The organism is uncultured Thiodictyon sp., assembly GCA_903837595.1.
Lineage (GTDB): Bacteria > Pseudomonadota > Gammaproteobacteria > Chromatiales > Chromatiaceae > Thiodictyon.
In genome coordinates, this window is sequence record CAILVI010000242.1 from 1 (window position 1) to 20575 (window position 20575).

Here is a 20575-nt window from a genome sequence, read left to right on the forward strand (position 1 = left end):
CATTCTGTCGGCGACGGCGCAAAGCGCCGTTGTGTTCTCGCGAAAACGACGCTTTGCGATTAATCGCGAACCGCCTGGGGCGGTTGGCCGACAGAATGTCGGCGCTCCCAGGCGCGAACGTCCGCGGCCTCGCACCGATTCTTGCCCAGTCTCTGCGGCGGGGTCACGCCCGTGTCAGGCGCTGTGCGCCGCGAGCGTCGACCTCCCAGATCGATGATCAAGGCCAGCCCGGACAAGCCCCCCGCTTCAGGACCACTCACATGCGCGTGCCGCTCGGCCCCATACCGCTATCCGTGCTGACCGGTTGCCTGGGCAGCGGCAAGACGACCCTGCTCGCCGCGCTGCTGCGCCGACCCGGTATGGGCCGCACGGCGGTGATCGTCAACGAATACGGCGAGACTTCACTCGACAGTCTGCTGATCGGCCAGGGCAGCGACTATACGGTGACGCTCCCCGGTGGTTGCCTGTGCTGCGCCCCGGCGAGCGACCTGGTGGACACCCTGTTGGTATTGTACGAACGTCGCGCGAGCCTCGCCTTCGAGCGCGTGGTGATCGAGACCAGCGGTCTGGCCGATCCGTTGCCGATCCTGCGGCGGTTGGGTGAGGCGGCGGCCCTGACCGAACGCTTTGTACTCGACAGCGTCATCACCACGGTGGACGCCATCCAGGGCGAGCGTGAGCTCGCCCGGGCACCGGTCTCCCGCCGCCAGGTGGCCGTCGCCGACCGCATCATCCTGACCAAGGGCGACATCGCGGCCAGGGTCGTGGTCGCCCGCTTGCAGGAGCGCCTGAGTGCGCTCAACCCCGGCGCACCCCTGATCGTCGCCGCCCATGGGGCGGTAGCGCCGGCGCAGTTGTTCGGCACCCACGCCGATTTGAGAACCCAGGCGGATCGGCTGCCAGAGGCACCGGCACCCGACGCTCACCACGCGGCTCACCACCACGCCGAACTGCGCTCCTTCTGCCTGGAATGGACCGCTACCCGGCCCTGGTCGGTCTGGCAAAACGGACTTGAGCGATTGGCGCTGCTGCACGGTGAGCAGTTACTGCGCGTCAAGGGTCTGGTCGGCACCGGCCGCGACGCCGGCCCGACAGTCGTCCACGGCGTACGCGACCTGGTCTATCCCCCCACCCGCCTGCCTGACTGGCCCGACGACGACCGTCGCTCGCGGCTCGCCTTTATCACCGAACACCTGCCGGCATCGGCGGTCAGGGCGGTGTTGGATGGGTTTATCGTGACGGCCGGTCAGTCTATCCGATCGACTTGATCAGCACTCTGGCCGCCCCCGCCCCGTCACCCTCGTGACAAGCTGCGCCCCCTCGTGACGCCGCTCCAGCGGCGTCACGCCTGTGTCAGGCGCGCTGCGCCGGGAGTGCCGGCGGCCGAAGGGTGATCAAGGCCCCGTTGACAACCCACGCGAGCCGGTGCCCAATTCGGCATTGAATCCCGTACCGGAGCCCGCGATGAACACTATCCCCGCCCAAGAGATCAAGCGCCGCGGCATCTCGGCCGTCGACGAGGCGCTACGCCAGGGACCAGTGCATGTCATTATGAATAATCGCCCCCAGTACGTCGTGCTGACGCAGGAGCGCTTTGCCGATCTGATCGAGGCCCAGACGAATGCCGCCCGCGAGAGCCTGAACAACTCCCTTGATGACCTGAAGGCCGGTCGCGTCACCCGCTACGACAACGTCGATGCGTTGATAGCGCACTTAGCTTCTTCGACAAGGGGGATCTCATGAGATTAAGTGAGGAAGAAAAGAAGGCGAGAGCGATCTTGATTAAAGTGGCACAAGGGACTTTGAGAACCCACAAACTTGGCCTCATTGGCTACAAGGAATTCTGGCTGCGTATGTCCGATGAGACATGGGGCCAAGGAAAAAGGGGCGAGATCGTTGGGTGGATCACGCGTATCTCTGGGTACGACTTGGCTCGCGGAAGACCACCGCTGAATGAACTGGTGGTTTTAAAAGGTACAGAGGAGCCTGGTGAGGAATAGCGCCTTATCAAGAAGTCGCTTGAGAAACGCTTCAAGGTGACCGCCCCGTTTGGATCACATCGAGATGCGCAGCAGGCATGCTGGCGCCATTGGGGTCGGGAGCTGGTAGTTGAAGATGAGGATATCGAATCCCGAGCCGAGGAAGGGTTCAAACAGGACCGAACTGTTGCTTTTCGAATGCGAAATGCCACCCTCGTTTCGCAGCGAAAACAAAAGGACAAATTCACCTGTCAAGCATGCGGCTTCCGCCTTAAGGTCGAGGGCAATTTCCTTATTGACTGCCATCATAAGAGCCCTCTTGGATTGTCGAATAAGGTCACTGTGACCAGGCTGGATGATCTGGTTTGCTTATGTCCGACGTGTCATCGAGTCGCTCACACCAAACGGTATCCGCTGTCGGTGGAAGAGATTCAAGCCGTTCTCGGCAAATAGAACCACAGGAACGTCAAGACTGATCTTGCACAGGCGCACTCGCGGCGCAGAGCGCCTAACACATGCGTGACACCGCGGAGCGGTGTCACGAGGGCGAGAGGGCGACCCCGGCGCTTCTGCGGCTTCGTCGGCCGCGTCCGCCGCGTCCGCCAACTCACCCAAGCGCCTGATCCAAATCCCCCAGCAGGTCCTCCACGGCCTCGATCCCGATCGACAGGCGCAGCAGATCGGGCGGGCAGGGCGTATCCGGCCCCTCGATACTGGCGCGGTGCTCCACCAGGCTCTCGACCCCGCCGAGCGAGGTGGCGCGTTTGAAGACCTTGAGCCGCGCCGCAACCTCCCAGGCGCGCGCCTCGCCGCCCGCGACCCGGATCGACAGCATCCCGCCGAAGCCGCCGCTCATCTGCCGGGCGGCGACCGCGTGACCCGGATGGGAGGGCAGGCCGGGATAGCGGACCTCGAGCACGCGCGGATCCAACGCGAGTACCTCACTGATCCGCAGCGCCCCGGCGCTGGCGTGGCGCACCCGCAGGTGCAGGGTGCGCAGTCCGCGCAGCAGCAGCCAAGCCTCGAAGGGGCCGAGGATGGCCCCGGCGGCCGGGCGGGCGGCACGGATGCGCTGCCAGGCCGCGCTGTCCGCGCGGGTTACCAAGGCGCCCGCGATCAGGTCCGAGTGGCCGTTCAGGTACTTGCTGGCCGAGTGCAGGACCAGATCGGCCCCCAGGTCGAGCGGGCGGGTCAGCACCGGGGTGGCCACCGTGGAATCCACCACCACCAGGGTCCGGCCGGGCCGGGCGAGCTCCGCCGCCGCGCGGATGTCAGTAATCTCCCAGGTCGGGTTGGCCGGGGTCTCGATCCACAGCAGGTCGGTCGGCGCCGCGTTGAGCCCCGCGGCGATGCTGTCCAGATCGGCGTTGTCGTACCAGGCCAGGTCGATCCCCCAGCGGTCCGTAAATTCCTGCAGCCAGCGACGCAACGCCCAGTAGATGAAGCGGGGGGCGAGGATCCGGCTGCCGGGTTGCAGCGACTGCAGGACCGCGGTGGCCGCCGCCATGCCGGAGGGATAGAGCAGGGCGGCGCTGCCGCCCTCCAGGGTGGCGAGCAGGGCCTCCACCCGATCGTAGGCGGGACTCTGGTCGCGGGCGTAGACCCGGCCGCCGGGGTAACTGCCATCGCCGGCCCGCTCGAAGGTGGATGACAGGTGCAGGGGAGGGATCAGGTCGCCGTAGGGCGGGTTGGTCAGGCCCAGGCCCTGGGCGGCGAGGGTCTCGGGCGAAAGGTCTTGCGGCATGGGCACTCAACCTGTCCGGGTGCGCTCAAGGCTCAACTGCGGCGGGACCTTGAGCGTCTGGTAGATGACGCAGTAGCGCTCCGCGAGCTTGAGCAGGAGGTCCAGTTGTTGGTCGTCAGCATCGGTATCCAGGATGAAACGCAGCCGAATGGCGCTGAATCCCACCGGCACCTCCCGGTCCATCCCCAGCGTGCCGCGAAAATCCAGGTCGCCTTCGGCAATCACCACCCCCTCGCGGATGGGGATGCCGAGCGCGGTGGCCACGGCCTTCAGGGTGACCCCGGAGCAGGCCGCCAGGGACTCAAGCAGCATGTCGCCGGAGCAGGCGTCCGCGCCGCTGCCGCCCGTGGCGGGGTGCAGCCCGGCGACGACGCGGCCCTGGCCGGTCTCGATCCGGACGGCCGGACGCTGCGCGAGCAGGCGCCCCTGGGCCACCAGGGTGTGCCGGGCGGCCGCTGGGTCCTGCTTATAGCGGGCCTTGAGCGGCGCCTGGAGCGCCTTGATCTCGTCCGCCGTCAGCGCGGCTGTTTCATTGTCAGAGGGCAAAGGCTAAGTGCTCCGTAGCGATGGGGTAACCCGGCGGGGTCTGTGCCGCCAATTCGTCGGTCAGGTCCAGATAATCGATGGTACCGCCATTGAGCAGGGTGAGCACCTGCGCCCCCCAGGCGGCCAATTGCGGATGGCGCCGCTCGCGGGGGCGGGCCAGATCGATGCGGACCTCCCCGGTGACCCGGCCCGGTTCGCTGGCCATGACGATGACGCGGTCGCTCACATAGACGGCCTCGGCGATATCGTGGGTCACCAGCAGCAGGGTGGTTCCATGGCGGGCGGCGAGCGCGAGGATCAGGTCCTGCAACCGCATCCGGGTAAAGGCATCCACCGCGCTGAATGGCTCATCCAGCAGCAACAGGGCGGGCCGGCTCAACAGCCCGCGCGCAATCGCGGTCCGTTGCGCCATCCCCCCGGACAGTTGTTTGGGATAGGCGTCGGGAAAGCCCGCCAATCCAACCTCCGCCAGGAGTTCCTTCACCCGCGGATGACGGTCCCCCAGGCGCCCGAGTTCAAAGCCGATGTTCTCGGCCACGGTGAGCCAGGGCATCAGGCGCGGCTCCTGAAAGATGAGTCCGACATCCGGGGAGTGCACCTGGGGCGGCGCACCCTTGATCCGCACCGTGCCGCAATACTGGGTGTCCAGGCCGGCGACGATGCGCAGCAGCGTGCTCTTGCCGCAACCGCTGGGACCCACCAGACTGACGATTTCGCCGCCCGGTACTGCGAACCGTATCGCGTCGATCACGCGGTGACTCAGAAAGGATTTTTCATCGACACTGAGATCCAGCAAGACGTCGGTCATCGCCCGGTCTCCTTAAGCGCGGCGACTGTCATAACCATCGCGCCATACCAGGGAGTGTCGCTCCAGCCATTGTAATACCCCGTCGCTGAGCTTGCCCAAGAGGGCGAGTACGATAATCGCCGAGATCACCAGGTCGGCCCGGCCCAACTCGCGACCGTCAGTCAGCAAGTAGCCCAACCCGCGGGTGGCCGCAATCAACTCTGCAGCCACCAGGAACATCCAGGCCAGGGAGAGTCCGCCACGCAACCCGGTGAATAGGTTGGGCAGTGCCGCCGGCAGAAAGATCCGCCGGATCAATTCAAATCCGGTGAGGCCGAAGATCGCCCCGACTTCCACCAGTTTGCGGTCGACGTTGGCAATGCCGGCGACAAAGTTGAGATAGACCGGAAAGAAGGCGCCGATGGCGATCAGGGTGATCTTTGGTGCCTCGTCGATCCCCAACCACAGCAACAGGAGCGGCACCCAGGCCAGCGACGGGATGGCCCGCAGCGCCTGCAAGGTCGGATCGAGATAGTCTTCGGCGCGCCGCGAGAGCCCCACCAGTGCACCCACGATGAGGGCCAACGAGGCCCCGATTGAGAAACCGACCAGCACGCGCAGCGTGCTGACGCCCACATGCTCGAACAGGCGCCCGCTGGCGGCCAGTTCGAGCAGCGTGCGCCCGATCTCGGAGGGTGGCGGCAACAGGTAGGCACTGACCCAGCCGGCGGCGACCACCCCCTCCCAGACCAGGAGCAAGCCCAGCGGTACGACGAAGGCGCGCCGCCGCCCTCCCCACCGGGCCAACCACCGCGCGAGGCCCGGGTGCGGACCCCAGGTCCAGCCCCCGCGCGACACGCGGGTCGTCTCCGCGGGGAAGCGCTCGATGGTTTGCTCTTCAGCGTGTCCCATTCACCACGCCCGCGGCGAATGACGGGGCGACCAGTGTGTCGATCACTGCATTCACATCGGTGCCTGGCCGCACTAACTCCTCCGCGGTCAGGATGGGGGCCGCGGCCTTGAGTGCGGCGATATGCTCACTGCCGGGGAGGGGATTGCTGAAATCGTTGCGCGACAACTGCAATTGCACCACCGGCAGCGGGAACTTGGTCTCTTCGGCGACGAGTTTGGCCGTCTCCGCCGGATTGGCAAGGATCCATCGGCGCGCCCGCTCATAGGCCGCGATGACCCGCTTGACATAGTCGGGATGCGCTTTGGCAAAGGCCTCGGTGGTATTGAGGAAACCATAGGTATTGAAGGCGACGTTGCGGTAGAGCAGCCGCGAGCCCGCCTCGATCTCGCTGCCCGCCATCAGGGGGTCGAGTCCGGCCCAGGCGTCCACCCGTCCCTGCTCCAACGCGGCGCGGCCATCCGCGCAAAGTGCTTGAGTATCAGGCTCGGCGGTGAGTAATAGGCGTAGTCGACCCTGATCTCTTGAGGCCGGTCGGCCGCGGATGCGAGTCCCGTCGCCAGCAGCAGACCGGCGAGTGAGTTACGGATGCGTTTGGATATGGGGCTCATGATGGTTCACCGGCAGTGGGATGGCGCAGTGTGGCGATCATTACATCGCTGGACTTGATCAGTGCCAGCACCTCGCTGCCGACCGCCAGTTTGAGTTGCTTGACCGAGCGTGTGGTGATCGTGGCGGTAATGATGACGCCGTCAGCCTGCACATCGATCTCGGAGATGACCGGGCCTTCGACGATTTCCCGAATCCGGCCCTTGAATTGATTACGGGCATTGACTGAAACGATGGCCATGGGATACCTATTGAGTTGGGGGTTATCCGAGGGGCTGGCCATTGTTGGCGTCGCGGGCCTCGTGGCGCAGAGCGCCTGACACAGTCGTGACACCGCTGGAGCGGTGTCACGAGAAGGTACAGTGATCAGCTTGCCTCAGGGCGCGTAGGGGGGCGAACTGATCATTTCTGATAAGCTAAGTCTGGTGTGACCGTGCCCCACGTGCTGCGTGGGATGCTTTGCATAAATTCTGAGTTGACCCCGGGGCGGCCGATTTCTATCGTCGCCTGTGGCCATTCAACCTAGCGAGCGCACCCATGTCACTGACCGCCAACCGCCCTGCTGTACTCGATCTGATCGGCAATACGCCGCTGATTGAGATCACGCGCCTGGACACGGGGCCGTGCCGGCTGTTTCTGAAGCTGGAGTCGCAGAATCCCGGTGGGTCGATCAAAGATCGGGTAGGCTTGTGGATGATCGAGGCCGCCGAGCGCAGCGGGCAACTGGTGCCCGGCGGCACCATCGTGGAGGCCACCGCGGGCAATACCGGTCTCGGGCTCGCGCTCGTGGCACGCGCCAAGGGGTACCGCATCGTGCTCGTGGTGCCCGATAAGATGTCGACTGAAAAGATCCTGCACCTCAAGGCCCTGGGGGCCGAGGTACACATCACCCGCTCGGATGTCGGCAAGGGTCATCCTGATTACTATCAGGATTATGCCGCGCGCCTGACGCGGGAGACGCCCGGCGCCTTCTTTGCCGACCAGTTCAACAATCCGCACAACCCCGCGGCCCATCGGCAATCCACGGGGCCGGAGGTCTGGGCCCAGTGTGAACACGCCCTGGACGCCATCGTCTGCGGGGTTGGCTCGGGCGGGACCCTGACCGGCCTTACGCAGTTCTTCCGCGAGGTGAACCCGGCGCTCGAGTTCGTGTTGGCGGACCCGGCCGGCTCGATCCTCACGCAGTACATCACGGACGGTACCCTCGGTCAGGCGGGGTCCTGGGCGGTCGAGGGGATCGGCGAGGATTTCGTGCCCGCCATCGCGGATCTGTCGGGGGTGCGCCACGCCTATTCGATCACTGACGCCGAGAGCTTCGCCACCGCGCGCGAACTGTTGCGCGCCGAGGGCCTGCTCGGCGGCTCCTCCACCGGCACCCTGGTGGCCGCCGCGTTGCGCTACTGCCGGGCACAGACGCAACCCAAGCGGGTCCTGTCCTTCGTCGTTGATACGGGTACGCGCTATCTGTCCAAGGTCTACAACGACAACTGGATGATTGACCAGGGTCTGCTCGCGCGCACCCAGTTCGGCGACCTGCGCGACATCGTCGCCCGCCGCTTCGATGAGGGCTCGGTGATCAAGGTCGCGCCCACCGACACGCTCAAAACCGCCTTTGCGCGGATGCGGTATGCCGACGTCTCCCAGCTGCCGGTCATCGAGGACGGGCGCATCGTCGGGCTGATCGACGAGTCCGACGTGCTGCTGCGCGTCCAGGCCGACGCTGCCCATTTTGACGCCAGCGCGGCCGACGCGATGACCCAGGCCCTTGAGACCCTGGCCCCGGATGCCGGTCTGGCAGCGCTCCAGGGGGTGCTCGACCAAGGGCTGGTCGCGATCGTTGCCGACGAGACGCGGTTCTATGGCCTCATCACCCGCGTCGATCTGCTCAACCACCTGCGTCGGGGATTGGCATGAGCGCGCATGATTCGCAATCCACGGGCGTGAAACCGGGCATCGCGACCCGGGCCATCCATGCGGGACAGCACCCGGACCCCTCGACCGGTGCACTCATGCAGCCCATCTTTGCCAACTCGACCTATGCCCAGACGAGCCCTGGTGTGCACCAGGGTCTGGACTATGGCCGCTCGCATAACCCGACCCGCTTTGCCTTTGAGCGTTGCATCGCGGACCTTGAGAATGGCAGCCGCGCCTTCGCCTTCGCCTCTGGGCTCGCCGCCATTGCGACCGTGCTGGAGCTGCTGGATAGCGGTGCCCACGTGATCGCCGGCGACGACCTCTATGGCGGCACCTATCGGCTGCTGGAGGGCGTGCGCCGGCGCAGCGCCGGGCTGAGCTTGAGTTTCGTCGATCTGACCGATCCGGCCGCGCTGACGGCCGCCATCCGCCCTGAGACCCGCCTGGTGCTGGTCGAGTCGCCGACCAATCCGCTGCTACGCCTGGTCGATCTCGCGGCCGTCGCGGCGATCTGCCGTCGTCATGACCTGATCGCCGTCGCCGACAACACCTTTGCCAGTCCCTGGATTCAACGGCCGCTGGAGCTGGGTTTCGACATCGTGGTGCATTCCACCACCAAATATCTGAACGGCCACTCCGATGTCATCGGCGGCGTGGCGATCGTCGGTGGTGAGCCGCGGCAGGCGCAGTGGGGCGAACGGCTCGCCTTTCTGCAGAATGCGGTCGGCGCCATCGCCAGTCCATTCGACAGCTTTCTGGCACTGCGAGGGCTCAAGACACTCGCGGTACGGATGCAGCGCCATTGCGAGAATGCACAAGGGCTTGCGTCCTGGTTGGAGGCGCAGCCGGGTGTTGCTGCGGTGCGCTATCCCGGCCTGCCCTCGCATCCCCAACACGCACTGGCCCAGCGGCAGATGCACGCCTATGGCGGCATGATTTCGGTGGTCCTCGCCACCGATCTGGCCGGAACCAAGCGTTTCCTGGAGGCCTGTTCGTTGTTCGCCTTGGCCGAAAGCCTGGGCGGGGTGGAAAGCCTCATCGAACACCCGGCAGTGATGACCCACGCGAGCATTCCCGCGGCGCAGCGCGCGCGTCTGGGTATCGGCGATTCGCTGGTGCGTCTGTCAGTCGGCATCGAGGATATCGCCGACCTCAAGGCCGATCTGAGCCACGCACTCGGCGCCGTGAGTGCGTGACGGACTCATCACCTGACCCCGCGGGCGTGACACCGCTATGGAGACTGTGAAAGCGTTGCCGCAGGTGTCGGTGGGAGAACGGCGGCGACAGGGTGCCTGTTGCACGACCTGATCGCGGAGTACTTCGACGCTCGTAGGGGGCACCGGGGCAACCCGGGCGACCGGCAACCCATCACCCAGCGGTTCAACCGTCCGTTTTCGCCACATTCTGTGAATTCTGTCCATTTCTTCGGCTCATGCTGGCTCATATATGGTAGCAGGACCTGCACTTCGCGGTCCTAGCGAGTCACCGCGTGGTCTTGACCGGCGTGCGGCCGGTCAGTGCGAAAATCGTTCTTGCATATTTTAGAGAGAGCTTATATGCTAATTTCGATGGGTGGTGCGTTGCGTGCCCCGATGGTTATCAGTAAAGCTGTGTCTGCGTTAGGTGTTGGTAGCTCGGTGACCCAGGTAAAGCGATGAGAAAGATTGCAAAACCGAATCTCCAGCATTGTCCGTTGCGACAAGAACTAGCTGCATGACGGCCTCAGCCCAATACCTAACGCAGACACAGCCATCAATAACTTAATCTACTGGTATAAATAATGAAAAAGCTTGCTGCTGCTGTCGCCATCGCCGCCCTGCTGGGCGTTTCCGCATCCGCCTCCGCGTGGAGCCCTTGGGGTGGCGGTCCTTGGGGTGGCCCCGGTTACGGGAACGGTTGGGGCAACAACGGCTGGGGTGACGGCTTCGGCGACATGTTCGGTGACGGCGACTTCAGTATGAGCATGGGCGGTCGCGGTCGCGGGCGTGGCGATGGGTATGGGTACGGCCGCGGCTATGGTAATGGCTACGGCTACGGCGCCCCCTACTATGGCGGCTATGGCGGCTATGGCCCGTACGGCGCCCCCTATGGCGGCGGTTATGCCCCTTACGGCTACGGCGCCCCGTATGCCACTCCTTATCCGGGGCCGATGGCCCCGCCGGCCGCCCCCGTGGCCCCAGCCAAGACCGACGTCAAGTAAGTCCGCGCGGACGGCCAGCAGCGCGCCTGGATGGCGCGCCTAACCAAGGCCAGGCATCGCCCCTGGCCCATTTATGCGTGCCCAACTGTCCCCCAACACGGTGTCCGCGTAGGAGCGGCCCCCGGTCGCGACGACTATTACCCTAGATCCGGCAATTGCTGACACGCGGCTCGAGCAACGCCACCTCAGGAGCTGATTCGCCACTTTTAGGTGGCCCAAGCACTCCGTAGCTGCGTTGGTAGCTGCGTTGAGCAGCTCACGAATGAAAAACACCAAAATCTTCCTGGGGGGAGTGTTACGCAATGGTTTATTCTGCATCCCTCCATCGTGAATGGGTAGCGAAATCAATCTGGCAAAGCAGGACTAACGGCGACACAAGAATTTTGCAATAGATGAGACATGCGGGATACCCACTGCAATCATGCAGGAGCAGTCAATCTCCCGCGTCAAAACCATCAGTTCTCGGCTCCCAGAAAGAACCGTTACGGCGGCTCGTACCCTCAAATTCCCGCCCCACCCCGCCCCTCGACATCCCCGCCTGGGTTCGCGGCCCACTGATGCACCAAGTGAAACTCCGCAAACAGTTCCCGCCGATAGCGTGCGAACTCATCGCTGGTGCGCTCCCGCGGATAGGGCAGGTCGATGGGGATGATACGCTGGATATGCCCCGGCCCGGCGGCCATCAGCACCACCCGCTGACCGAGCGCAATCGCTTCGTCCAGGTCATGGGTGACGAAGACGACGGTGGAGCGTTGCGCCTGCCAGAGGCCGAGCAGTTCGTCCTGCAGCCGCAGCCGCGTGAAGGTATCCAATGCGGCGAAGGGCTCATCCATGAAGAGCACGCTGGGTTTCACCGCCAAGGCGCGGGCGATGGCGACCCGCTGCTTCATACCGCCGGAGAGCTCATGGGGGTGTTTGGCGGCAGCGGCGCGCAGCCCGACCAATTCCAGAGTCTCCAGTGCGCGCGTCCTGGCGTGCCCGGGCGCCACGCCGCGCGCTTCAAGCCCGAACAGTACATTGTCGAGCACCGTCTTCCAGGGAAAGAGCCCGTAGTCCTGGAAGATCATGATGTGGTCCGGGTCCGGTTGGGTGACGGCTCGGCCGTCGATGGTGGGCCGCCCGCGGCTCGGCTGCTCGAACCCGGCCATGAGTTGGATGAGCGTGGTCTTGCCGCACCCGCTGGGGCCGACCAGGCAGACGAACTCACCGGCACCGATGGTCAGGTCCACCCCGGTTACGGCGACCTGCTCGCCATTGCGGGAAGACGCGTAGCGCTTTTCCAATCCCGTGATGAGAATCTTCGGTTCCGCCGTCATTGAGCGAGCCCCCAGCGGCGCCCGATCAGCCGCTCCAATGCACGCATCCCCTGATAGATGGCAAGCCCCAGCAGACCGACCACCAACATGCCGGCAATGATCACGTCCGTGCGCAGAAAGTTGCGGGCATCCACAATCATATAGCCGAGCCCCGACTGGGCGCCGAGCATCTCCCCGGCCACCAGATGGATCCAAGCAGTCCCCACCGCGATATGCAACCCGACCATGATGCCGGGAAAGGCCGCGGGGACGATGATCCGCAGGAAGATCATCGCCGGTCGGGCGCCGAAGTTGGTCGCCACCTTGAGATAAATGGCGGGGATTGAGCGCACGGCGCTGATGGTGGTCAGCAGCACCGGAAAGAAGGCCGCCAGGAAGATGATATAGATGGCCGGTGCATTGCCGATCCCGAACCAGAGCACCGCCAGCGGGAACCAGGCGATGGGCGAGATGGGCCGCAACACCTGGATCAGCGGGTCGAGTGCACGCGCAATCAGGGGCAGGCGACCAAGCAGGAGCCCGAGCGGCATGGCCACCGCGACCGCCAGCAGATAGCCGCCGGCGAAGCGGGCCAGGCTGATCCAGGTGTTGGCCCACAGGGTGCCGTCCTGCGTGAGCTCGACCAGTGCCAGGGCTACCGCCTGTGGTCCGGGGAACTGTTCCGGCGGATAGTACCCGGCGGCCAGGTACCAGACCCCGACGAAGACCGTCAGGGTGGCGCTCGGCAGGGCCATGGCACCCAAGCGCATCCAGGTGACCAACATCTCAGGCAGCGCCCTGGACGAAGCGGTTGTTCAGGTAGGCGGGCAGGTCCGCCTTGTCCTTGGCGATACCGAACTGGACCATGTAGTCCTGAGTGGCGGCGAAGTCGGCCTCCCGCGGACTCAGATCCTGGAAGGTCAGACGTCCTCTTGGTGTCGTCAGCACCGTCTCCACGATGGCGGGCTTCTGGCCGATCAACCGCTTGGACCCCGCGGCCGCCTCGGCCGGCTTGGCGTCGATGAAGGCGGCGGTGCGCAGCATCCCCGAGACCAGCTCCTGCACCGCCTCCGGAGCGTCGGCGATCACCTTCTCGCGCAGGTTCAGTACGCAGCAGATGTGGTCCGGCCAGATGTCCTTGGAGAGCGTCAGCACCTTGCCCACCTTCTGGGCCTCGGCCTGGGCGCCGAAGGGCTCGGCCACGATATAGCCATCAATGCGGCCGGTGGCGAGCGCGTTGACCATCTCCGGCGGGGCCATGTCGATGATCTTGAGATCAGTGGTTGGGTCGACCCGGTGCTCGGTCAGGACCTTGCGCAGCAGGATGTTGTGGGTGGAGAAGGGGCTCGGCACGGCGATGGTCTTACCCTTCAGGTCCTCAGATGCGCGCGATGGCATCAAGGTTCTTGACGGTCAGGGCGCTGCCATTGCGATGGCCGAGCAGGACGGCCTGAATCGGCACTCCTTTCTTGCGCAGGGTCAGCCCGATAGGCGTGAGCAAGAAGCCCCCGTCAATGGCCCCGGCCTTGAGTGCCTCGGCGATCTCCGGCCACGAGGAGAACTTGACCGGCTCGATGGCCACCGTCTTGAACGACTCCCGCTCGGCGGCGATCATCAACAGGTGGTCGGTGAGGGGCAGATAGCCGATCTTCAAGGTGACCTTGTTGCCGCCGGCCAGTACGTTGCCGAAGGGCCCGGCAGCGAGCAGTGGCGCAGCGGCCAGGACCAGGCCGGACTGCTTGATAAAATCACGACGCTTCATGGTGGAGTCCTCTCGACTTAGGCTGAATGATGGTGGTGATGGCCGTCGCCATGGTTATGGTCATGGTCATGCGGATGGTCGTGGGGACGCGGCGCGGCGGTCAGTTCGGAGAGGCGCTGCGGGTTGGGCGCCGCGGCGGCGGCCCAGCCCAGGGCGGCCCGGCGGGCGTCCAGGTCAGTGATGATCCGCCCAGCTAGCACCATCGGGTCGTCCTCGACCACCACCACGGAGCCCAAGGTCTCCCGGGTCCCCTCGAAGAAGAAGTTGGACACTGCCGCTGACCCGCTGACCGGCAGGCCGATACAGTGGTAGGAGTTGAGCCCCAGCAGGCGGAAGCTGAGCGCGGCCCCCACGCCCTTCTCGTTCGACCACTCGGGGCTTGCGAAGGCCAGCGGCAAGGCCCGCAGTGGTTCACCGGACGCGTTGGAGACGGCGCGGAAGAAGGCCGAGGCGCGGGCGTTGTCCAGACACTCACCCATGTGCCAGACCGGCGGCAGCGTGAGTGGCCCCAGAATTGCGTTGAGCCCAGGACCGGCACCCGCCAACCCCTCCGGCAGACAGAAGCCCATCTTGAGCAGCGCAAAGGCGGCGCAGCCATTGGTGAGTGTCAGCACGTCGTGTGCGATCAGTTCCTCCGCCACCCGCACCACCGACTCCTCGTAGACCACCTTGGGGTTGTTGCAGCCCACCAGGTTCACCACGCCCCGGATGCGTCCGGACCTCAGGTGGTCGAGCAGGGTCGGCGCCCCGCCGAAGGTCTCCAGGATGTTCTCCACCGAAAAACCGATCTCCGCATCCATGCGCGCCTTGGGAATAAACACCTTGCCGCCTTGCCGCTCGCCGAAGGCTTGGAGTCCGCGGCGCACGATCCGTTCGGCCAGTGCATCCGCCTGGTCCAGGTTGGAGTGGTGATGGTCGAAGGCGATGTGCTCGGCACCGGGCAGCCGCGCCGAATCGCTGGTGGTGACCACGCGGGTGTGGAAACAGGCGGCCACGTCCATAATGCCGGGGAAGACGTCCTGCACGTCGGCCACCCACAGGTCCAGTGCCCCGGTGCCCAGCACCAACTCGGCACCCATGGCATTGGACAAGGGGGTGATGTCGCCGAACTTCGCCAAGGCCGAGTGACCGGAACAGCAGATGCCGTAGAGCCGGATCGCCTGCGCCCCCGCCGCCTGGGCCTCCGCGATCAGGTCCGCGTGCCGCGCGGCCTTGACGATGGCCGCCACCAGCACCGGCGAGTGACCGTGCACGGCAATGTTCACCGTGTCCTGCGTAATGGCGCCCAGGTTGGTGGAGATACGCCCACGCTTGGGCAGGCCGTAGAGACAATCCATGGCGATGGCGGAGCCCATCACGCTGCTCCAGGCGAAGGCGAGCCCGGTGCGCAGCAACTGTTGGGTGACGTTCTCCCAGTCGCCGTCGGTACCGGTGCCGGTGCGGTGCAGGGACTCGAAGACCTCGTGGTAGGCCCCGATCGGCAGGATGTCCAGCGCCTTCCAGACCGCGAGCCGCTCCGGCGGGGCCATCGCTTCCAGGGTACGGTGTGGACCCGGCAGGGTGCGGCACAGGTCATCGAGCAGGATCATGGCGATCTCACCCGCCAACGCCTCGACGGTCTTGCCGGGGTCATCGATCCCGAAGACCTTAGCCGTGGCGCGGACCTTCTCTGGCCCCAGGATCGGCAGGTCGAGCGTACCCTCCGCCGCGCCCTTGAGCGCCAGCATCACCTCCCGCCCCCGCGCACCGTGGGACGCCACGCCCGCCGCGGTCCAGCGCAGGATGTTGCGCGCCACGATCAGGTTGGCATCGGCCCCGCACACGCCGCGGGGCTTCTTCGGCGTCACCCGGCACGGACCCATGTGGCAGACCTTGCAGCAGGTCCCCTCCAGGCCGAAAACGCAATGGGGTTTCTGCTGGTCGAAGCGGTCGAAGGGCGTCTCGACCCCGATGCGCTCCAGATGCTTGAGCATCTCCCGCACACCGGGATCGGGCGTGCGCGCCAGGACATCGGCCTTGGTGGGAAAACGCGTGGGGGATTTGGACATGGTCTGAGTTCTCTGGCGGGGAGGCGAGTCTTGAGAATGTGCGTGTCCGGGCACTCACCCAAACCGGCTTTGGGGCGATTCTAAGGAAGAAGCCTCAGTAGCCAATGCACTTTCTCTGCGCTGCTTCGCTGCGCCTGGACTATCAGGCCCGGCAGGCGGTAGGGTTACAGCTCGCGACGCCGCGCATGATTCAGACACCGACCCTGGGTAAAACCTCCGGCCCAGACTCCCGTGCATTCCTTCCCCAGCCGGCCATTGCACTGCCGGGCGACCCCGGCCGAACGCTCACCCTTCTTAGCAAAACCGCTGTCGTCGATCAGCACGCCGCCTGCGTGTTGCTCAACTGCCCGTTGGCATCCTGGGCCAACTGGTTGCCGAACCCGTCCCAGTCGACCGCTCCTTCGCTCGGTTAATCCTGTCCATCTCAAAGAACCCCAGCCACAAGGGCCGGGGCGCCCCGCCCCGAGACTTCCGTCATCGGCAGCGGGGTGCCCCGGATACTGAGCGGCGATGACCGATTACCAGCCATGACCGGGCAGATGGAGCGCATAGTGATGCACGAGCAGCGCGATCAGCAGCACGGCGAGCAGAATCGGAACCAGCCAGGTGGATGGATCGACCACCAGCCAGAACTTCCAATCGTCGTCTGGATTCTTCGGCTTTGCGATGTTGTTGGCCATTGGTGTTACCTCGGGGTACTGAGATCAGAACCAGGGCTTGCTGGCGAAGACCAGCAGGTGCGCAACGGCGGCCAGGCCGACGAATGCGGAGTAGGTCACCTTGAACTGTTCATGGAACTCTTTTGCTTGATCGGGCGTAAATGCGGGTGCTGACACTTTATTCACCTTTGTTGCGGGTTGTTGCGGTGTGACCACCTTGGGTGGTAGCTGCCGCGGTTCGACTGGTCGGGTTTCCGCCATCGGTTCAGCCTCCTGCTGGGAGTCTTGATACCGCCGCGCTGCCATTAGATATCAGTCAGATGGCAGACGACTGTCGCGACGACTGTGCAATCAGCCAGCCGGAGCCGGGATCGGGGCAGCAACCGGCGCCGTGGCGGCGGCCGGGGCCGCAACTGGCTTGGCCCAACCGCGGCCGGGCAGGTTGATGGCATAGCTATGCACTGCCAGCGCCACGATCAGCACGGCGAAGAAGATCGGGATCAGCCAGGTCGACGGATTGACGACCAGCCAGAACAGGTGGTCTTGCTCGCCCGGCTTGTATTCGAAGGGGGAGCGATGGAAAGGAGTAGTAGCCATTTTGATTTGCCTTTGAGTTAAGAGTGGCGGTGTGAGGCCGGCGGGCTTCAGAACCAGGGCTTGGAGGCGAACACCAGCAGGTGCGCAACGGCGGCCAGGCCGACGAAAGCGGAGTAGGTCACCTTGAATTGCTCGTGGAACTCTTTTGCCTGATCGGGCGTGAATGCGGGTGCTGACATGATAGACCTCTTCTACAGGGCAGTTGGAAACCGCTGCCAAACATTCGGGAGCGGGACGGTCGCGGCACGGACTGCCGCAGGTTCAACGGTCCGCATCGCGATGGACTTTTTGGTGCCCGGTGCGTTGCTGACCGTGATTTGCATACTAGCCCCGCAGGGTCCAATTTCAAAAAAACAAAAGGTGCATTGCAAATCGTCAATGTGGCGATTTTTCCCGTTCGCGAGCAAACCCCTTCTTGACCCATCGCAGCCCCAGCCAGGCAAAACCGACGATGGCGGGTACCGCGATGCCCATGCCGAGCGTCGCATCAATGGGGGTGCCGCCATGCTCCAGGCCCTTGAGTACGTAACCGATGAGCCCGACGCCGTAATAGCCGATCGCGATGACGGATAGACCTTCGACCGTTTCCTGGAGGCGCAGTTGGAGGTGTGCACGGTGATCCATTGACTCCAGCAACTGACGATTCTGCTCCTGCAGGGACACATCCACGCGCGCACGCAGGAGGTTGGTCAGCCTGGTCGCGCGCTCGGCCAAATCTGTCTGGCGCTGTTGGATCGCCTCGCAGGTCGCGATCGCGGGTGCCAGGCGGGCCTCGAGAAAGTCGGCAATCGTCTGCAAACCTTCGATGCGTTGTGGACGCAGTTGCACCAGCCGCTGCCGGACCATCCCGTAATAGGCCCGCGAGGCGTCGAAGCGATAGGTCGTGCGCGCCGAGACATCCTCGATCTCGGCAGCAAGATCGGTCAGCTCGGCCAGCAGGTCGCTTTCAAAGCTGGGGCCAGCCGCAGCACCCTGGCTGGACATGCGCGATGCCAGCATCGCCAGTCGCCGATCGGCATCGCCGAGCCGGGGGGCACCTTCCACGCCAGCGGAAACCCGATCAAGGCGAGCGCCCGGTAGCAGTTGATGTCCAGGATGGGTTTGACCAGTCGCCCGGCCTGGTGCTCGGACAGGCTGCAGTCGTGCACCAGGATGCGCACGCATCCGTCGGGTTGGATCTTGAAGTCCGACCAGGCGCCCGCCAACCCAGCCACGACCCTGGAGCCGATGACCGGATTGCCGTCGAACAGCGCGCTCAATGCGTCGTTGTCGCGCTCCGGTGTTTCACACGAATCAATGGCTAGCGAGACCGCTGCGATCACCTCGCCAGGCAGTTCGCATAGCCATTGCGCGGGGAGTCCATGGAGCACTGGTTCGGCGAAGGGGTGTGCGAAGGCACCCTGTTTACTGAAGGTGTAGGTGACGAACTCGTTGTGTCGCTCCCAGCCCACGCGCATGGGCCCCAGGTCGACCGGGTACTGCTGCTTGACCGCCTCTGGGACCGACTGTCCATGGTGCTCCAGCAGCCGCTTGAAATGCGTAACGTTGAGTTCAATCCCCTGGTCGCCACACACCACGGCGAGATAGGAGACGCGCTCCGGCGCGCGCAACGGCTCGAAATTGAGGGAGTGCAGTTCGCCTGTGACGGCGTGGCTGAGCGGATGCTCGCGGAAGAGGATGGACATGATTTCAATACTCCGCATTGGGCTGCGCGAGGGCGAGCGGGCCGGCGGGCAATCGCCATGGAGCGGATCGTGTCGATCACCATTCCGGTCTACGGCGCACGTGTCCCGGCGCGCATCAAAAATGGCGGCGGCTCACGCGATGAGTGAAGCTTACGTCTTGGTCTAGCCTGTCAAATTGCAGTCTGAAAGTCACATAACGATTTCAGCTCAATATTTCCGATTAGGGACAACTGGGCTCTCCACTTAACCGGAGTAAACCGGGTCGGCGCATAACCCCTATACTGGCATCGATTACCCTCGCGCTGTGGGCGACTCTCAGGTGCGGTTCTGAACCGACGGGGACTGCCTCCCGTGGCCCGCGGGCTTTGTCTGCCCGGTGTGCGGCCACGATAGCGCCTGGACGCTGACCGGGCCACTGTCCTCGCGGCAGCCCGTCGCCGCGAGGACGCGTTTCTACAACCTCAGGAGCGGCTGCCGGTCGCGCCGAATATCGCCTAGGGGCTGGCCGGGGTCACGATCAAGAATAAGCAAAGCGCAATTGCTTGGTTGCCTGCTGCGACGCCCGCGCCTTATCCTTCCCATGATCTGATGGCGCCCTCGGCGGGCGCCTGTCGAGGGCCGATGTAGCGCCTGCGCCGCAGCGCAGTACCGGTATGGGCCAATTCCACTTCCCGGAGAGAATTCAGCATGTGTCTCACCCAATGCTGCCGTTGTCGACTGTCAACCGTCGCTTACCCATTCGTTGGCCGATCTGCAACTCCACCCCTGGAAGAACACCGCCATGCCACTGACCAGCGTCGTCGATTATTACAATGTCCGGTTGCCTGAGTTGCATCCGCAGGCCCACCTGCGCCAGGGGGCCAGCTATCGGCTCGATCACGGCATCCTGACCGCGCAGATCGCCGACTTTGTACTCACACCCTATCTGGTACCGGTGGTGTATGCCGCGACCGGCCAGGTGTTCGGCCAGCGCGCCAAGCTCTTGGTCCGGACCGCGCACGGCCATTGCGTCCCGCCCGAGTCGCTCTATGTCCATGCCTGGGACGCCGCGGATGTGGTGTTTCTGGACCGTTTCCTGCGCACCTTCCATGCACTGAACCATCTGCACCAGGGCCATGACGGGCGGGAGTTGCTGGTGCTGGATGTGCATCTGCGCCATGTGGCCGCCTTGCCGGAGCACCACGGCGAGGTCTTCGAGACCCTGTTGCACCGCTTCGGTCTGCGCACCGACCAAGTGGTCCTGCGGCTTGACGGACGGGCGCTGCACACCGATCCCCATGTCCAGGAGGCCGCCAGGAGCTTTGCGGGCTACGGTTACCGCCTGCTGGCGGCGCGGCCCGACATCGGCACGACGGACTGGGGCCTGTTGGGCACGCTCGGCGTTCGCTGGGTGGTCCCTCACCCCCGAGACCTCGATACGTTGCATCGCAGTGGGACGCTGGCTGGTTGGGGGCGTCAGGCCGCCGTCGGCCGACTCGGATTGTGGCTCGATGGGGTCGACACGCCGCAGGCATTGGCGCGCGCCCGCACCCTGGGCGTCGAGTTGATCGAGGCTGACCTGCCGCCGCCGGTCCTGGGCCGGGCGCCGCTGCGGCATGCATTGACCCCGTCGGACGTGGCCGGCTGAGCGGCGGTCAAACCGCCGCTCGATGCGACCCTGCTGGAGGCCACCATGCACGAGACCACGCTGATCGTCCCGGGATTTCACGGTAGCGGCCCCGGCCATTGGCAGACCTGGATGGAGTCTCAGGTGCGCGGCGCCCGCCGGGTGGTGGGGATCGACTGGGAGGCCCCGGTGCTGGGGGCCTGGGTCGCGGCGGTCCGTCGCCAGATCCTGCGC

The 20575-nt window shown here is 64.9% G+C and carries 26 protein-coding genes and 2 pseudogenes; 10 read left to right on the top strand and 18 right to left on the bottom strand.

Annotated features, from left to right (window positions below; genetic code table 11):
* The first annotated feature begins 260 nt into the window (after positions 1 to 260).
* From QZY44_RS13005 to QZY44_RS13015, 3 genes are all read left to right on the top strand, one after another.
* A complete protein-coding gene (locus QZY44_RS13005; RefSeq protein ID WP_295446855.1) occupies positions 261 to 1268 on the top strand; it encodes a GTP-binding protein in 1008 nt (335 codons plus the stop codon).
* A gap of 196 nt (positions 1269 to 1464) precedes the next feature.
* A complete protein-coding gene (locus tag QZY44_RS13010) occupies positions 1465 to 1743 on the top strand; it encodes a prevent-host-death protein (protein ID WP_295446857.1) in 279 nt (92 codons plus the stop codon).
* Positions 1740 to 2000 carry a hypothetical protein gene (locus QZY44_RS13015; protein WP_295446859.1) on the top strand — a complete coding sequence of 87 codons (261 nt, stop codon included), beginning with the start codon at positions 1740 to 1742 and terminating at the stop codon, positions 1998 to 2000. The genes QZY44_RS13010 and QZY44_RS13015 overlap by 4 nt, the downstream gene beginning before the upstream one ends.
* A gap of 54 nt (positions 2001 to 2054) precedes the next feature.
* Here the strand turns inward: QZY44_RS13015 and QZY44_RS13020 are convergent, their stop codons facing one another.
* From QZY44_RS13020 to QZY44_RS13055, 8 genes are all read right to left on the bottom strand, one after another.
* A complete protein-coding gene (locus QZY44_RS13020) occupies positions 2055 to 2288 on the bottom strand; it encodes a hypothetical protein (RefSeq protein WP_295446861.1) in 234 nt (77 codons plus the stop codon).
* A gap of 298 nt (positions 2289 to 2586) precedes the next feature.
* Positions 2587 to 3723 (bottom strand): PLP-dependent aspartate aminotransferase family protein, encoded by a 1137-nt coding sequence (locus QZY44_RS13025; protein ID WP_295446863.1) that lies wholly within the window; start codon positions 3721 to 3723, stop codon positions 2587 to 2589.
* A gap of 6 nt (positions 3724 to 3729) precedes the next feature.
* The gene (locus tag QZY44_RS13030; protein WP_295446865.1) at positions 3730 to 4269 is read right to left on the bottom strand and encodes an OsmC family protein; all 540 of its coding nucleotides are present in this window, start codon (positions 4267 to 4269) and stop codon (positions 3730 to 3732) included.
* Positions 4259 to 5077, bottom strand: a complete 819-nt coding sequence (locus tag QZY44_RS13035) for an ABC transporter ATP-binding protein (protein ID WP_295446867.1) — start codon at positions 5075 to 5077, stop codon at positions 4259 to 4261. Before QZY44_RS13035 ends, QZY44_RS13030 begins: the two co-directional genes overlap by 11 nt.
* Positions 5078 to 5089: 12 nt before the next feature.
* Complete coding sequence (locus QZY44_RS13040) at positions 5090 to 5968, bottom strand: ABC transporter permease (RefSeq protein WP_295446869.1); 879 nt, start codon at positions 5966 to 5968, stop codon at positions 5090 to 5092.
* The gene (locus QZY44_RS13045) at positions 5955 to 6398 is read right to left on the bottom strand and encodes a hypothetical protein (protein ID WP_295446871.1); all 444 of its coding nucleotides are present in this window, start codon (positions 6396 to 6398) and stop codon (positions 5955 to 5957) included. The genes QZY44_RS13040 and QZY44_RS13045 overlap by 14 nt, the downstream gene beginning before the upstream one ends.
* On the bottom strand, positions 6368 to 6577 hold the full coding sequence (locus QZY44_RS13050; RefSeq protein WP_295446873.1) for a hypothetical protein: 210 nt from the start codon (positions 6575 to 6577) through the stop codon (positions 6368 to 6370). Before QZY44_RS13050 ends, QZY44_RS13045 begins: the two co-directional genes overlap by 31 nt.
* On the bottom strand, positions 6574 to 6816 hold the full coding sequence (locus tag QZY44_RS13055) for a molybdopterin-binding protein (protein WP_295446901.1): 243 nt from the start codon (positions 6814 to 6816) through the stop codon (positions 6574 to 6576). The genes QZY44_RS13050 and QZY44_RS13055 overlap by 4 nt, the downstream gene beginning before the upstream one ends.
* Before the next feature lie 296 nt (positions 6817 to 7112).
* Between QZY44_RS13055 and QZY44_RS13060 the strand changes: the two genes are divergently transcribed.
* From QZY44_RS13060 to QZY44_RS13070, 3 genes are all read left to right on the top strand, one after another.
* Positions 7113 to 8489 carry a cystathionine beta-synthase gene (locus QZY44_RS13060; protein WP_295446875.1) on the top strand — a complete coding sequence of 459 codons (1377 nt, stop codon included), beginning with the start codon at positions 7113 to 7115 and terminating at the stop codon, positions 8487 to 8489.
* On the top strand, positions 8486 to 9685 hold the full coding sequence (locus tag QZY44_RS13065; protein WP_295446877.1) for a PLP-dependent aspartate aminotransferase family protein: 1200 nt from the start codon (positions 8486 to 8488) through the stop codon (positions 9683 to 9685). Before QZY44_RS13060 ends, QZY44_RS13065 begins: the two co-directional genes overlap by 4 nt.
* 584 nt (positions 9686 to 10269) lie before the next feature.
* Entirely contained in the window at positions 10270 to 10689 is a 420-nt protein-coding gene (locus QZY44_RS13070) for a sulfur globule family protein (protein ID WP_295446878.1), read from the top strand.
* A 500-nt stretch (positions 10690 to 11189) separates the two neighbouring features.
* On the opposite strand, the gene QZY44_RS13075 is transcribed toward QZY44_RS13070, so the two are convergent.
* Genes QZY44_RS13075 through cooS form a run of 5 tightly spaced genes read right to left on the bottom strand, consistent with a single transcriptional unit; the run spans position 11190 to position 15794 of the window.
* Positions 11190 to 12005, bottom strand: coding sequence for an ABC transporter ATP-binding protein (locus tag QZY44_RS13075; RefSeq protein WP_295446880.1), 816 nt, complete (start codon positions 12003 to 12005; stop codon positions 11190 to 11192).
* Positions 12002 to 12769: an ABC transporter permease gene (locus QZY44_RS13080; protein ID WP_295446882.1), complete on the bottom strand. Its 768-nt coding sequence runs from the start codon at positions 12767 to 12769 to the stop codon at positions 12002 to 12004. The genes QZY44_RS13075 and QZY44_RS13080 overlap by 4 nt, the downstream gene beginning before the upstream one ends.
* Before the next feature lies 1 nt (position 12770).
* Positions 12771 to 13382, bottom strand: coding sequence for an ABC transporter substrate-binding protein (locus QZY44_RS13085; RefSeq protein WP_295446884.1), 612 nt, complete (start codon positions 13380 to 13382; stop codon positions 12771 to 12773).
* Positions 13363 to 13746, bottom strand: a complete 384-nt coding sequence (locus tag QZY44_RS13090) for an ABC transporter substrate-binding protein (protein WP_295446886.1) — start codon at positions 13744 to 13746, stop codon at positions 13363 to 13365. The genes QZY44_RS13085 and QZY44_RS13090 overlap by 20 nt, the downstream gene beginning before the upstream one ends.
* Before the next feature lie 17 nt (positions 13747 to 13763).
* Positions 13764 to 15794 carry an anaerobic carbon-monoxide dehydrogenase catalytic subunit gene (gene cooS / locus QZY44_RS13095; protein WP_295446889.1) on the bottom strand — a complete coding sequence of 677 codons (2031 nt, stop codon included), beginning with the start codon at positions 15792 to 15794 and terminating at the stop codon, positions 13764 to 13766.
* Between the two features lie 104 nt (positions 15795 to 15898).
* Between cooS and QZY44_RS13100 the strand changes: the two genes are divergently transcribed.
* The gene (locus tag QZY44_RS13100; RefSeq protein ID WP_295446891.1) at positions 15899 to 16207 is read left to right on the top strand and encodes a hypothetical protein; all 309 of its coding nucleotides are present in this window, start codon (positions 15899 to 15901) and stop codon (positions 16205 to 16207) included.
* 105 nt (positions 16208 to 16312) lie between these two features.
* Here QZY44_RS13100 and pufA (QZY44_RS13105) read toward each other — a convergent pair whose 3' ends face one another.
* The 5 genes and pseudogenes from pufA (QZY44_RS13105) to QZY44_RS13125 all read right to left on the bottom strand — a co-directional run bounded on the left by pufA (QZY44_RS13105) (position 16313) and on the right by QZY44_RS13125 (position 18753).
* Positions 16313 to 16474, bottom strand: coding sequence for a light-harvesting antenna LH1, alpha subunit (gene pufA / locus QZY44_RS13105; RefSeq protein ID WP_295446893.1), 162 nt, complete (start codon positions 16472 to 16474; stop codon positions 16313 to 16315).
* 24 nt (positions 16475 to 16498) lie between these two features.
* Positions 16499 to 16630, bottom strand: a complete 132-nt coding sequence (locus QZY44_RS13110; protein ID WP_295446895.1) for a light-harvesting protein — start codon at positions 16628 to 16630, stop codon at positions 16499 to 16501.
* A 174-nt stretch (positions 16631 to 16804) separates the two neighbouring features.
* The gene (gene pufA / locus QZY44_RS13115; RefSeq protein WP_295446897.1) at positions 16805 to 17050 is read right to left on the bottom strand and encodes a light-harvesting antenna LH1, alpha subunit; all 246 of its coding nucleotides are present in this window, start codon (positions 17048 to 17050) and stop codon (positions 16805 to 16807) included.
* 47 nt (positions 17051 to 17097) lie between these two features.
* Positions 17098 to 17229: a light-harvesting protein gene (locus tag QZY44_RS13120; protein WP_295446895.1), complete on the bottom strand. Its 132-nt coding sequence runs from the start codon at positions 17227 to 17229 to the stop codon at positions 17098 to 17100.
* 196 nt (positions 17230 to 17425) lie between these two features.
* Positions 17426 to 18753: pseudogene (locus QZY44_RS13125) on the bottom strand (DUF3422 domain-containing protein).
* Between the two features lie 337 nt (positions 18754 to 19090).
* On the opposite strand from QZY44_RS13125, the pseudogene QZY44_RS35775 reads away from it, so the two are divergent.
* From QZY44_RS35775 to QZY44_RS13135, 3 genes and pseudogenes are all read left to right on the top strand, one after another.
* Positions 19091 to 19324: pseudogene (locus QZY44_RS35775) on the top strand (hypothetical protein); the annotation flags it as partial.
* Between the two features lie 192 nt (positions 19325 to 19516).
* Positions 19517 to 20362: a hypothetical protein gene (locus QZY44_RS13130; RefSeq protein WP_295446899.1), complete on the top strand. Its 846-nt coding sequence runs from the start codon at positions 19517 to 19519 to the stop codon at positions 20360 to 20362.
* Between the two features lie 45 nt (positions 20363 to 20407).
* Positions 20408 to 20575, top strand: a 168-nt coding sequence (locus QZY44_RS13135) for an alpha/beta hydrolase (protein WP_295446903.1), incomplete at its 3' end; no start/stop codon positions are given.